Annotated in this window: 7 protein-coding genes and 1 pseudogene; 3 read left to right on the forward strand and 5 right to left on the reverse strand. The window is 62.8% G+C overall.

Going from position 1 to position 14,033, the window contains the following annotated elements:
- On the reverse strand, window positions 1-230 hold a 230-nt coding region (locus V7116_RS02545), incomplete at its 3' end, for a hypothetical protein (RefSeq protein WP_324390097.1).
- A gap of 450 nt (window positions 231-680) precedes the next feature.
- On the opposite strand from V7116_RS02545, the gene V7116_RS02550 reads away from it, so the two are divergent.
- Window positions 681-1,625 carry a sugar phosphate isomerase/epimerase family protein gene (locus V7116_RS02550; RefSeq protein ID WP_324390099.1) on the forward strand — a complete coding sequence of 315 codons (945 nt, stop codon included), beginning with the start codon at window positions 681-683 and terminating at the stop codon, window positions 1,623-1,625.
- A 116-nt stretch (window positions 1,626-1,741) separates the two neighbouring features.
- Window positions 1,742-2,170 carry an RbsD/FucU family protein gene (locus tag V7116_RS02555; RefSeq protein WP_324390101.1) on the forward strand — a complete coding sequence of 143 codons (429 nt, stop codon included), beginning with the start codon at window positions 1,742-1,744 and terminating at the stop codon, window positions 2,168-2,170.
- 90 nt (window positions 2,171-2,260) lie between these two features.
- On the opposite strand, the gene V7116_RS02560 is transcribed toward V7116_RS02555, so the two are convergent.
- From V7116_RS02560 to gltB, 4 genes and pseudogenes are all read right to left on the reverse strand, one after another.
- Window positions 2,261-3,412, reverse strand: a complete 1,152-nt coding sequence (locus V7116_RS02560; RefSeq protein ID WP_324390103.1) for a sensor histidine kinase — start codon at window positions 3,410-3,412, stop codon at window positions 2,261-2,263.
- Window positions 3,413-3,613: 201 nt separating this feature from the next.
- On the reverse strand, window positions 3,614-4,531 hold the full coding sequence (locus V7116_RS02565) for a ketopantoate reductase family protein (protein WP_324390105.1): 918 nt from the start codon (window positions 4,529-4,531) through the stop codon (window positions 3,614-3,616).
- Window positions 4,532-4,727: 196 nt separating this feature from the next.
- Window positions 4,728-6,150: pseudogene (locus tag V7116_RS25710) on the reverse strand (glutamate synthase subunit beta).
- Between the two features lies 1 nt (window position 6,151).
- Entirely contained in the window at window positions 6,152-10,693 is a 4,542-nt protein-coding gene (gene gltB, locus V7116_RS02580; protein WP_324390109.1) for a glutamate synthase large subunit, read from the reverse strand.
- 561 nt (window positions 10,694-11,254) lie between these two features.
- On the opposite strand from gltB, the gene V7116_RS02585 reads away from it, so the two are divergent.
- Window positions 11,255-14,008: an ABC transporter substrate-binding protein gene (locus V7116_RS02585; RefSeq protein WP_324390111.1), complete on the forward strand. Its 2,754-nt coding sequence runs from the start codon at window positions 11,255-11,257 to the stop codon at window positions 14,006-14,008.
- Window positions 14,009-14,033: the final 25 nt, after the last annotated feature.

Here is a 14,033-nt window from a genome sequence, read left to right on the forward strand (position 1 = left end):
GCGGATTCGATCTGCGCGGCGGCGTCGGCATAGGCCTCGGCGGGATCGTCGGCGCGGGCCGCGGCATACAGCGCGGTTTGCGCGTCCTGCGCGGCGCTGCGGATCGCGTCGGCGGTTTCCCAGACGCCCGGCGTCTGGGCGGCGGTGCGCGGCACGGCTGCGCCCAAAAGCCCCAGCGCGATCAGGACGACGAGCAGGAGCGGTGCGTAAGTGAGGGGAGTGCGATGCATGTTGTCGTTCATAGCCTACTGTTCACCACGATACTCGATAAAAGGAGAGGTATTTTGCCGGGAGAGATCCGGTAAGCTGAATAAGGTTATTTTCTCAGATAGATATGAGATAAATCTAGGCCCCGGTATGAAAGCCCGGTTCCTACGCCTGAGAACCTGATTTGCAAAGGCTGTTAAGTGCGAACTTTGAGACGCCTAAATTTGCTCGTACGGCGTTTTGTGTGCGTCAATTGACAGGGTGAGGTAGATGGGATTACCCTTTAAGCAGCCGGATCGCTCCAGTGATCGGGCCAATCGTTTATTGGGCTTGTGAAACGTTTCATATCGGCGGATTGGGTTCACCTCAAGAGGCGAACCGGCGGTTTCGCCCGGCACGCTGCCCTCCGGGGACGTGCTTTTGGGGCCGCCCTCTGACACTTAGACACGCATTGCGAAGGAAAAAGAGCCATCATGAAACCTCAGAATTTTGAAGTGAAGAACGAAAAAATCAGAACCGCTTTTCAGACGCTCAAGCAGGAGCACCCGGAGCGCTTGCAGCAGCGCCTGAACCTGTCGTGGAGCAACTGGGGCTTTGGCATCGAGTCGCTGGAGGAATCGGCGGCGCGGCTGGAGAAGGCGGGCATCCGCTACATCGAGCTGCACGGCAACCACTACGGGCCGGACCTGGGCTACAAGGTCGATGAAACGCTGAAAGTTCTGGGCGATCACGGCATCACCGTGGCGGGCGTATGCGGCATGTTCGGCAACGACAACGACCTGTCGAGCAACCGCGCCATTCAGCGTCAGGCCGCGATCGATTACCTCAAGCGCGAAGTGCCCTTTACGGCGGCGGTCGGCGGCTCGTATATCCTGGTCGTGCCGGGTGCGGTGGGCCGCCCCGACAAGTACGACGACGTGGAATTCGAGCGCAGCGCCGCGACGCTGCGTTCCGTGGCGGATCTGTTCACGCAGCACAACGTCAAGGCGGCCATCGAGCCGATCCGCTCGGCGGAAGTCAGCCTCGTGCGCAGCGTGGCCGATGCGAAGGCGTACATCGAAGCGGTCGATCACCCCGGCGTGCAGCACATCAATGCCGACATCTACCACATGCAGGTCGAGGAGTCGCACATCGGTGAGGCGCTGGTGAACGCGGGCGAGCAGTTGATCAACCTGCATCTGGCCGACAGCAACCGCCTCGCGCTCGGCTGGGGCGCGATGGACCTGGACACGATCATCATGGCGCTGTACGTGATCGGCTTCAACCAGGCCGGGCATTACTGCACGCCGGAACCACTGGGGCCGGGCGGCGCGCCCTATCCGGCGATGTACGGCAAGCCGGATAAAAAGACGCTCGACGACATGGTGCTGCAAACCGCGCGTTACTTCCGCGAGCGCGAAGAGGAACTGCTGGCGTAAAATACAGGGGGCGGGTCTTTGACCCGCCTCTACACCGTCACCTGCCATTTTCCCGACGAAGACCGGGCCGGGGGTGAGGTGCTTTGGCATTGACCGGATTTTAAGGAGACTTCATTATGCTAAAAGGTGTTCCGAGCATTTTATCGCCCGAGCTGCTCAAAGTTCTGATGGAAATGGGCCACGGCGACGAGCTGGTGATTGGCGACGGGAATTTCCCCGGCGCGAGCATGGCGCAGCGCCTCGTGCGCAGCGACGGCAACAGCGTACCCGCCCTGCTGGACGCGATCATGCGCTTCTTCCCGCTCGATACGTTCGTGGGGCATCCCGTAGGGCTGATGGCTGTCGTGCCCGGCCACGACTACAAACCGGTGATCTGGGACGAGTACCGGTCGATTATCCAGAAGTACGAACCCTTCACCGACTTCGAGTACATCGAGCGCTTCGCGTTTTACGAGCGCGCCAAAACCGCGTATGCGATCCTGACGTCCAGCGAGACGGCGCTCTACGCGAATATCATCCTGAAGAAGGGTGTCGTGCAGGAATAAGCTGCTGGTGCGGCGTGCAAGACGTCCCGCAGCACAGAGACAGACAAGCGGACGCGGCAGCACTGCTCCGTCCGCTTTTTGATCGCGGTCTTACCGGTCTTGCGTAGGCGCGAGTGGGTAAGTGGCGTAAAACGTCGTGCCGCTGTCCGGTGACGTGATGAACCGGATCTCGCCGTGCAGGTATTGTTCGGTGAGCAGCCGCATGCTGTATGTGCCCAGACCGCGCCCCGCGCCTTTCGTGGAAAAAGAGCGCTGGAACACCTGAAGCTGGACCTCGCGCGACATGACGTTGGGGTTGTGCACGGAGAACGTGATCCGGCGCGCGTCGGCGTAGCAGGACAGCGTAACCCTCTGGCCGGGGCTGCACGCTTCGAGCGCGTTTTTGAGCATGTTCCCGATCACGCGGTCGAGCAGGCCCCGGTCGCTGGTGAAGTGGGGGGTGGTTTTGCTCGCCACAATCACGATCTCGCGGTTGCGCGCGATCATCGATTCGACGTACGCTCGCCGCGTGCTTTCCAGCAGGTCCAGCGGATCCACGGGAACCCACACCGGGTTCAGGTCGCCGCGTTCGGCGGCGGCAAGCTGCCGCTGGGCCTGGATCTGGTCGACGATCTGCTGCGCCAGTTCGAATACCACGCCCTTCACGTCGACGTCGCGCAGCTCCGATCCCTGCTCGTCGGCCAGCAGGTCCGTGAAGCCGACGAGCGCGCTGGCCGTGTTCAGGACGTCGTGGAAAAAGATGCGCTCTAACGCCTCGCGCCGTTTTTCGTTGCTGACATCCTGCACCGCGAACAGCGAAAAGATGTCGTGGCTCCAGTAGAACGGCGCGGCCCACACGCGCAGATCGAGCGACGTGCCGTCGTTCCGCGTGATGCGGCATTCCTCCACCGTTTCTTTGCCCGACAGGCTGGTCAGGATGGCCTGCACTGCCCCGCAAGTCCGGCAGAACTCGGTCGTGCCGCAGCCGTTGCCTTCCTCGAAGGCATGCACGCAGTCCAGCGCTTCGCCGGGGCGCAGCCCGAGCAGCGTTTCCGGCCCGTTGGCTTCCACCCACCGGATGAGCGCGCGGTTGGCGTAGACGATTTGGCGTTGGCGGTTGAGGATGACGAACACATTGGGAACTGCATCAAGCAGCGGCGCGAGCAGGTTGTTGGACTGAAAATAAGCCGTTTGCCGGTTGAGGAGTTCCAGTCGTACACGTTCAGCAGGAGCAAACAGAGTCTCTGATTCCACGGTTGTCATAGTGAGGTCTCAATGCCTGGCTTGATGTGCGCATCCTTGAAGAGGATACGGGACTCCAGGCGAAAAGTGAAGAGGACGTTCCTCACAATTTTGTCTGAAATTTGTGCAGAGATAAGCCTCCGGTAATCCCCGGTGATAGGGCTGGCCCTCAGGAAAACCGGAGTTCACTTATTCAGTGTGATCGGCCTGCAAAGGCGTTTGTTACTGCGGGCACTGCTCGATGACTTTGATCGCGTGCAGCAGCAGCTCGTTGACCGGCGTTGGCACGCCCACCTGAAGCCCCACCGCCACGACCTTGCCCGCGAAGATATCCACTTCTGTCTCGCGCCCGGCCTCGATGTCTTGCAGCATCGACGTGCGGCCCTGGGGATGCAGCGAGCGCATCACCGGATACCAGTTGTTCAGGTCATCGTCGTTCATGTTGACGCCGGACGCCTGCGCGATGGCGATGACCTCGCGCATGGCCGCTTCCATGATCGCCTGCGCGTGCTGCGACGTGTGGAACACGCCGTAGGGCGCGCGCAGCACGGCGGATGCCTGGTTGATGCCCACGTTGATCATGAACTTCCACCACATCTGGCGGATCATATCGACGGGCGTATCGTAGGGGACGGACGCGCGGTCGAAGAGTTCCTGCACGCGCCGGACCCGATCGGAGAGGACCGTGTTATCGGGTTCACCAAAAACGATCTTGCCGATCTTGCTGTAGTTGATGACGTTCCCCTGGCGCTGCGCGTCGATGCCCACCGAGATCGCATACAGCACCTTGTCGCCAAACCGGGAGCGGATGATCCCCTCGCTGTCCAGGCCGTTCATGACCGAGACGATCACGGTGTTGTCGCCCACCCGGTTGCGCAGCATCTCCAGACTGGCGGCCAGATCGCGGTGCTTGAGCGCGACGATCACCAGATCGGACGGCGGGGTCGTATCTTCCGGCGTCAGCACCGGGATGGCGTAGTGCTCGTCGTTGACGATCAGCCCGTCGCGCTGGAGCCGGTTATAACGCTCGCCTTGAGCCACCACGGAGACGCATGTCGGGTCCATCGCGTAAAAACGGCTGGCATAGGCTGCGCCCATCGCTCCGGCTCCCAGGATCGAGACGGTGCTGGCAGGTTTCATGAATCACCTCACTGTGTTGTTGCGGTATGGGTACGGTAAAAGTATAACGTGCCTGCGCACGGGAGAACACCGCAGTTTCGTCGAAATTGAAGCGCATCTGGCGCGAAATGCAGCACGCCCGCCGGAATGACTGCGGGCGGGCGTGCTGTGCTACTGCGCGGGCGCTGCGGTCCGGGGCAATCGCAGCGCCCGGCGTCTACGCCTGTTGGTCCAGGTAGGTCTGGATCGCGGCGGCGGCTTCGCGCCCTTCCTGAATCGCCCACACGACCAGCGACGCGCCGCGATGCGAGTCGCCCGCCGCGAACACGCCGTCTACGTTGGTGCGATACTGCTCGTCGATGGTGATGTTCCCGCGTGCGTCCAGGTCGACTCCGAGCTGGTCGATCATGCCGCCCGGCTCGACGTGCACGAAGCCCAGCGCCAGCAGCACGAGGTCGGCTTTTAGCTCGAACTCAGAGCCGGGGACTTCCGTCATTTCGTAGCGCCCGTTGTTGCGCGTCCATTCCACCCGCGCGCATGCCAGCCGCTTGACGCGGCGTCCGCTCTTGCCGGGGATGAACGCTTTGGTCACCACGTTGAACAGCCGCTCGCAACCTTCTTCGTGCGAGCTGGTGACCTTGTACAGCCGGGGGAAGATCGGCCACGGCTCGTGCGGGGCGCGGGTCGCCGGGTAGGGCGGCAGAATCTCGACCTGCGTGATGTCCTTCGCCCCCTGGCGGTTGGCCGTGCCGATGCAGTCCGAGCCGGTGTCGCCGCCGCCCAGCACGATGACGTGTTTGCCCTTCGCGCTGATCCGGTCGTCTTCCGGCACCATCTCGCCGCTGACGGTGCGGTTCTGCTGCTCCAAAAATTCCATCGCGTAGTGAATGCCGTCCAGCTCGCGCCCGGGGACCGGCCGGTTGGCGCGCGCCGATGGTGATGAACACCGCGTCGAACTCGTCCAGCAGCGCGTCCGCCGCAATGTCCTGCCCCACGCGCACGCCGGTCTTGATGATCAGCCCTTCTTCGCGCATGAGGTCCACGCGGCGGTCGATCACCTTTTTGCTCAGCTTGAAGTCCGGCACGCCGTAACGCAGGTAGCCGCCCACTTTGTCCGACGCCTCGAACAGCGTCACAGTATGCCCGGCCTTGTTGAGCGTGTCCGCGCAGGCCATGCCCGCCGGGCCGCTGCCGATCACCGCGACCTTTTTGCCGGTGCGGTGCTGGGGCGGGGTCGCGCGGACGTAGCCCTGCGCGAACGCGTTTTCGATCACCGCCAGCTCGTTCTCGCGGATGGTCACCGGGTCGTCGTTGATGCCCAGCACGCAGCCGTGTTCGCACGGGGCGGGGCACAGCCGCCCGGTGAATTCGGGGAAGTTGTTCGTGTGCTGGAGGATATCGTAAGCGCCCTTCCAGTCACCGCGCTGGACCTTGTCCTGCCATTCCGGGATCAGGCTGCCCACCGGGCAGTTGGAGTGGCAGAACGGCACGCCGCAGTCCATGCAGCGCTCGGCCTGATAGCGGCGCATGTCCTGGGGAAGCTGCGTTTCGACCTCTTCGTAGTCCAGGACGCGCTCGCGCACCGGGCGATAGCGGTTTTCGATGCGCTCGATCTGAATAAATCCTCTTGGATTGGTCATTTTAGTACGGGACCTCCAAGTGTTCTTCTTCGCGGATGAAGTCGAGGAGCTGGTCCATCTCGCGCAGCTTCTGCTCCTGCAAGATGCGGCCATACTCGAACGGAACGACCTTGATGAACTTGGGCAGATATTCGTGCCAGCGATCGAGGATGATCTGCGCGACCGGGCTGCCCGTGTATTCGACGTGTTTACCCAGCCACTCGCGGATGAACTCCTGATCGTCGTATTCCAGCGCCGGGGCCAGATCGACCATCGAGCGGTTGCAGAAGTAGGCGAAGTTGCCGTCTACGTTCAGCACGTAAGCGATGCCGCCGCTCATGCCCGCCGCGAAGTTGCGCCCGACCTTGCCCAGCACGATGATGCGCCCGCCCGTCATGTATTCGGCGCAGTGATCTCCCGTGCCTTCCACGACGGCGATCGCGCCGCTGTTGCGCACGGCGAACCGTTCGCCCGCGATGCCGCGCACGAAGGTTTCACCGCCGGTTGCGCCGTACAGCACCGTGTTCCCGATGATGATGTTTTCCTCGGCGGCGAAGGTGCTGCCTTCCGGCGGCACGACGATCAGCCGCCCGCCCGAAAGCCCCTTGCCGAAGTAGTCGTTGGCGTCGCCGTTCAGCCGCAGCGTGACGCCGTGCGCCAGGAACGCGCCGAAGCTCTGGCCCGCGCTGCCGTTGAACGTGATGTTGATCGTATTGCCGGGCAGGCCGTCTTCGCCGTAGCGCCGCGAGACTTCGCCGGAAAGCATCGTGCCCACCGTGCGATCCGAGTTCGTGATCGCCATCTCGATGCTGACTGGCTCGCAGCGTTCCAGCGCCGGTTTCGCCAGCTCGATCAGTTGGCGATCCAGCACCTTGTCGATCTTGTGCACCTGGCTTTCGACGCAACACGTCGCGGTGCGGTCGGCTTCCGCCGGGCGGTACAGGATCGCCATCGGGTTGACCTTGCGCGCCTTCCAGTGATCGACTTCGCGCGCCGCCAGCAGATCCGTCCGCCCGATCAGGTCATCGAAGCGGCGGATGCCCAACTGCGCCATGATTTCGCGCACGTCCTGCGCCATGAACGTGAAGTAGCTGATCAGGTGTTCCGGCCTGCCGGTGAACTTCTCGCGCAGCTGCGGATCTTGCGTCGCCACGCCCACCGGGCAGGTGTTCAGGTGGCACTTGCGCATCATCACGCAGCCCAGCGCGATCAGCGATCCGGTCCCGAACGCGAATTCCTCCGCGCCGAGGATCGCCGCCAGCACGATATCGCGCCCGGTCTTCATCTGGCCGTCGGTTTGCAGCTTGACGCGCCCGCGCAGCCCGTTCATCACGAGCGTCTGGTGCGTCTCGGAAATGCCCAGCTCGAACGGCAGCCCGGCGTGTTTGATCGAGCTGATCGGGCTGGCTCCGGTCCCGCCGTCGTAGCCGCTGATCACGATGTTGTCCGCGTGCGCCTTGGCGACCCCGGCGGCAATCGTGCCCACGCCCGCTTCCGACACCAGCTTGACGCTGATGCGCGCGTAGGGGTTGGCGTTTTTCAGGTCGAAGATCAGTTGGGCGAGGTCTTCGATCGAGTAGATGTCGTGGTGTGGCGGCGGCGAGATCAGTGTGACGCCGGGTGTGGCGTGCCGCGTCCGCGCGATGATCTGATCGACCTTGTGGCCGGGAAGCTGGCCGCCCTCGCCGGGCTTCGCGCCCTGCGCGATCTTGATTTGCAGCTCGTCGGCGTTGACGAGGTAGTTGCTGGTGACGCCGAACCGTGCCGACGCGATTTGTTTGATCGCGCTGCGCGCCCAGGTGCCATCCGGGCGGCGCTTGAAGCGCTCCGGCTCCTCGCCGCCTTCACCCGAATTGCTGCGCCCGCCGATGGTGTTCATGGCGATGGCGATCGTTTCGTGCACGTCCTTGCCCAGCGATCCGAACGACATTGCGCCGGTCGTCATGCGCTTGAGGATGTTTTCGACCGGCTCCACCTCGTCCAGCGGGATCGGCGTCTGCGCCTTGAAGTCGAACAGCCCGCGCAAAACGTGAGGCCGCCGGTTGAACTCGTTGACGTGCGACGCGAATTTCTTGTACTTCTCGTAATCGTTGTCGCGCACGGCCCACTGCAGCAGGTGGATCGCTTCGGGATTCCAGGCGTGTTTTTCGCCGTTCTTGCGCCACTGGTAAATGCCTTCGGTCGGCAGCAGCGTAGGCCGCTCGACGTACGCGACGCGGTGCTGCATCAGCGTTTCCTGCGCGATCTCCTCCAGCCCGATGCCGTCGATGCGCGATTCGGTTCCGGTGAAGTAGTCGTTCACCATCGCCTTGCTGAGTCCGATCGCCTCGAAGGTCTGCGCGCCGTGATAGCTGCGCAGCGTCGAGATGCCCAGCTTCGAGAGCACTTTCAATAGGCCCTTGTCGATGGCGTCGATGTAGGTATTTTCGGCTTCCAGGTAATTTTTGGCGTGCGGCAGCCGTCCCGACTTGTGCAGGTCATGGATGATCGCCAGCGCGCCGTACGGGTTGACTGCGCTCGCACCATAGCCGAACAGCAGCGCGAAGTGCATCACCTCGCGGGCTTCCGCCGTCTCGATAATCAGCGCGCACTGCGTGCGCTTCTGCACGCGGATCAGGTGGTGCTGCACGCCCGCGCAGGCCAGCAGCGACGGGATCGGCGCGTTGTTTTCGTCCGTGCCGCGATCCGACAGGATGATGAAGTCGTACGCTTCGTCGACCATGCGCTCGGCTTCTTCGCGCACGCGGTGCATGGCGGCTTCCAGCCCGGCGGGGCCGTCGCTGACCGGGAAGGTGGTGTTAATCGTGCCCACCTTGAAGTCGGGGTTGTCCCAGTGCCGCAGCTTGAAGATGTCCATGTTCGAGAAGATCGGACGCTTGAACTGGATCATGTGGCAGTGTTCGGGCGTCTCGGTCAGTAAATTGCTTTCCTTGCCGATGTAGCTGGTCAGCGTCATGACCAGCTGCTCGCGGATCGGGTCGATGGGCGGGTTGGTGACCTGCGCGAACGTCTGCTTGAAGTAGTTGAACAGGCGTTGGGGCCGGTCCGAAAAGACCGCCAGCGGCGTATCCGTGCCCATCGAGCCGGTTGGCTCCTGGTGTGCGTCGAGCATCGGCAGCAGGACGTTTTCGATGTCCTCTTTGTTATAGCCGAAGGCAAGCTGCATCGTATGCAGGCGGTCGGCGGGCATCCCGATCTGCACCGGTTCGGTCAGCGGCACGCTGATGAACGTGATGCGCTTGTCCTGCACCCATTCGCGGTACGGCTGCTGGTGGCTGATGCGCTCCTTGATCTCCGAATCGGGGATGATGCGCCCTTCCTCGGTATCGACCAGCAGCAGCTTGCCGGGCATCAGGCGGCCCTTGTAGGCGATGCGCTCCGGCTCGAAGACCTGCACGCCCACTTCCGACGCCATCACGATCATGTTGTCTTTGGTGACCACGTAGCGCGAGGGGCGCAGGCCGTTGCGGTCGAGTGTGCCGCCGACCAGCCGCCCGTCACAAAACACCATCGACGCCGGGCCGTCCCACGGCTCCATGAACGCCGAGTGATATTCGTAGAAATACTTCAGATCCTCCGAGATCGGGTTCAGGTGGTTGAACGATTCGGGGATCATCATCATCAGTGCGTGTGGCAAAGACCGTCCGCCCTGGACCAGCAGTTCCAGCACATTGTCGAACGACGCCGAGTCGCTCTTGCCCGGCTCGATGATCGGCAGCAGCTTCTTGATGTCGTCGCCAAACAGCGGCGATTCGAGGCTGGACTCGCGCGCCTCGATCCAGAAGCGGTTGCCCTTGATCGTGTTGATCTCGCCGTTGTGCCCCAGCATACGGAACGGCTGCGCCAGGTCCCAGGTGGGGAAGGTGTTCGTGCTGAAGCGCGAGTGCACCAGCGCGATCGCGGTGTGCATGCGCTCGTCGCTCAGCTCGGGGTAATAGTCCCGAACCTGGGCGGGCATCAGCATCCCTTTGTAGATCACCGTCCGCGTGGACAGGTTGGTAATGTAAAATTGGAGGGCGTTTTTCAGGGGGGCGTTGCGGATGGTGGACTCGGCTTGCTTGCGCACGACGTACAGTTGTCGCTCGAGTTGCTCTTGCCCTTGCTGCGGCCCGGTCGTCACGAAGACCTGCTTCACGACCGGCTCGGAGCCGCGTGCGATGTTGCCCAACACGTCGCTGTTCACGGGCACGTCGCGCCACGCGATCAGGCGCATGCCTTCGCGCTCGACCACGCCCTCGAAGAGGCTCATACACGACGCCATCTCGTCGGCATCGCGCGGGAGAAACACCACGCCCATGCCGTACTGTCCCGCGTCGGGCAGCCCCGCGATCTGCGACTGGTAAAACTCGTGCGGAATTTGCAGCAGCACGCCCGCGCCGTCGCCGGTTTTGTTGTCGGCGCTTTCCGCCCCGCGATGCGTCATTCGCTCCAGAACGTCGAGACCCCGCTCCAGGATCTCGTGTGACTTCACTCCCCTGATGTTGGCGACGAATCCAATTCCGCAGGCATCACGCTCATATTCACTGTTGTAAAGGCCCTGGTTTGGCGGGTATCTCTGGCTCATTGTTTCGTCTCCCGATCATCTACGGCCCTCTGGCCCGACGGAGCGATGGTCGTACCAGGAGGGGATAAACTGTCGTTTTGTGCGTTGAGTGTTTACGATTGCGCCGCTCCAACCCTTCGGATGGGACGGCGGCCTGATACGCTCAGATTGCAGTGTGGTCGTGCGTTAGTGAATCGGGTCGGGCCCCTGAACTGGCAGTCGCATGAATGGCGCTGCGCTGTGGGCCCCTTGTGGGAAATTCTGGAATTCTTAAATCATAGACGGGTTAACTGCCCGTCGTCATAGTCATTTTGACTATATCTTCATTGAAGGGCCTCCTCGCGCACCATCCTTTGAAAGCCCTCTGCGGACGCGCTGGCAGAATTTCACAAATAATACCCTTTTCTATTGTGCACTTTTGAATCAGCCCCAATTCGCTCCATGGGGCGCTTTTTTGCCTCCAAGATCCTCCCAAACCACCGCATAAGAGCAGGTTTCGGAACTGTAATGCAAACGTAACCGCTATGACATGCTTTGCCTCCATGATAGTCAAAGTTCCAATCAGGCTGAGGAGGCTATTCCGTGTTTTCGAGACGTCGTATCACTACTACTTTAGGGCTTGTTATTACCGCCGTCCTGGTTGTGACGGCGTTTGTTCCGGCATCCGTTTCTCGCGTCCGTGCGGAAAGCGGCGCGACCCTGGTGCTCAGCGCGCCGTCGATCTGGGAAGACACGCTCACCGACGACATGCTGGCTTCGTTTGAGTCGCAGTACGGCGTGGACGTGGCCGTGACCTACACCGACACGGCCTTTTTCGGCGGCGGCCCCGGCGGCGCGTCGGCCATTGACGATACGCTCGATTCGACCGAAGAAAGTATCATGGCAGCGGACGTGCTCTACGTCAGCTCCAGCGACCTGACGCCGTTCACCACGGCGGCGGGCTACTATCTCGACCTCTCGCCGCTGGTCAGCGCCGACCCGTCGATGGACTCGTCCGATTTTGTCCCGGCGGCGTGGCAGTCGTTCCAGTGGGACAACGGCATGTGGGCCATTCCCCTGTCGGTCGATGTGATTTTGCTGACCTACGACACGGCGGCCTTCGATGCGGCGGGCGTGTCGTACCCGACCAGCAGTTGGACCATCGACGATTTTGCCAACGCTGCCCGCCAGTTGACGCTGTACGATGCCGACGGCGCGGTCGATACGGTCGGCCTCTCTACGTTTTCCGGCGGGAATAACCTCAGCGTCTTCCTGCGCGCGCTGCTGGGATCGGGCGTTTACGATTCGTCGGTGATCCCGGCTTCTCCGAGCTTTTCGGCGAACTCGGACTTGCAATACATCCTCGATACCTGGAACCAGATGGTGCAGGATGGCGTGGTTCAGGGCAGCGCTGGCGGCGGGGGTGGCGGCTTGTCCGGCTCCAACGTGCCGATGACTGTTTCCGGCATCAACGGTTATACCGAGCGCGGCTTCAGGCCGGGCGAGGAGGCGGAAGACTCCACCACGGCGGTGGTGCTGCTGCCCGGTGGTGTCGCGGGCCTGACCGTGCAGGGCTTCGCCGTCAGCGCGGGCTCGCAGAATCCTGAGCTGGCCTACGCGCTGGCCGCTTACCTCAGCACGCAGGCGTCGCTGGCGAGCAACCAGTTCAGCGGTTCCGCCGCGCGCTACAGCCTCATGAACGCCGACGCCACCCAGACGACCGGCAACGCCCAGGGCGGGCAGGGTGGCCCCGGCGGGTTCGGCGGCAGCCGCACCATCCCCGACGCGATTCAGCCCGTGGTCGATCAGGGCCTTACCTCCGCGCTCCCGGCTTCCGAACTGCGTTACATGGACTACGTGACCTCGGCGGTGGACCAGATGAGCAGCAGCGGCCTCGACGCGGCCTCGGCGCTGCAAACCACCGAAGCGCAGGCCGTCAGCGACCTGCAAACGGCGGTCGCGCGCTACGGCACGGACTCCCTGTACGTGGTCGCGCCCACGCCCGAGCCGACGCTCGCGCCCGGCAAGATCGTGTTGAACTGCGCCGTGAACACCGGTTTTAGCGGTGGTCGCCCCGGCGGTGGCGGCGACCTCGCCAATCAGGATCAGTGGGATCAGCTCATCGCCAACTTCACCGCGTCCGATCCCGATATCGGGCAGGTCAACCTGACCTCGGTCAATACCACCGACCTGACCGAGCTGGCCTCGACCTATGACTGCTTCATCCTGTCCTCGAACGCGGTGACCGGCAGCGACGTCAGTATGCTGCTCAATCTCGACCCGCTGATGGACAACGATCCCAGCTTCGACCGCAACGACGTGATCGGCAATACGCTCTCGCAGGTCCAGCAAGACAACATGACCTGGGCGCTGCCGCTGGCGATCTCGCCCCAGCTTCTCCAGTACGATACCCAGCAGTTCGCGCTGGCGGGCGTGCCGGAGCCGACGAGTGGCTGGTCGATTGACGTCTTCGTGGACGCACTGCGCACGCTCAATCAGTATGACAACGCCCTGACGCCCTTCCAGCCCAACGATCCCAGCGGCTCCTACCTGCTGATGCTGATCGCGGCCTACGGCGGGCTGCCCATAGACTACCGCACCGATCCGGCCACGCTCAATTTCACCGACCCGGCCACGATCACCGCCGTCCAGCAGGTGCTCGATCTGGTCAACCAGGGCTACATCGGCTACAGCTCCCTGTCGCAGACGGTGGCGTCGCTGAGCTTCGACATGTCCGACAACCCGGCGATCTCCACCACGACGCTCAACCGCTTCAACTTCGGCGGCGGGCGCGGACCGGGCGGCTCTGACCGCGAAAACACCGAGGCCTACACCACGTACCCGCAGGGCACGCAGTACAGCACCATCTCTTACGAGATCACGACCGGCTACATCAGCGCCACGGCCCAGAACCCCGACGCGACGTACCGCTTCTTGAGCGCGGTGTCCGGCGCATCCGACCTGTTCTCCGGCATCCCGGCGCGCCAGTCGCAGTTGAGCACCTACACGGGCGAGATGGACGCGGCGACGCTGGCCGCGCTCTACCAGCAGGTCAACACGATCCTGAACAACCCGAACACCATCGTCTTCCCGACCTTCACCGAGGGGCGCGGCAGCGTCACGAGCATGTTCCAGTCCTACTGGCTGTTCAAGGCGTTCGATAACTACCTCGCGGGGGCCGATCTCCAGGCGGAGCTTGAAGACGCCCAGACGATCACCCAGGCGTATCTGGACTGCGTGGCGAGCTATACGCCCGACACCATCACGACGACCGATCAGCCCGGCGGCGGCATGTTCGAGCAGATCACCACCTGCGCCATGAGCGCCGACCCGACTTTCACCCTCGGCGGCAACTAAGCCTGGCGTCGCATTCACGCACGGC

The sequence above is a fragment of the Aggregatilinea sp. genome (assembly GCF_036822615.1).
Taxonomy (GTDB): domain Bacteria; phylum Chloroflexota; class Anaerolineae; order Aggregatilineales; family Aggregatilineaceae; genus Aggregatilinea.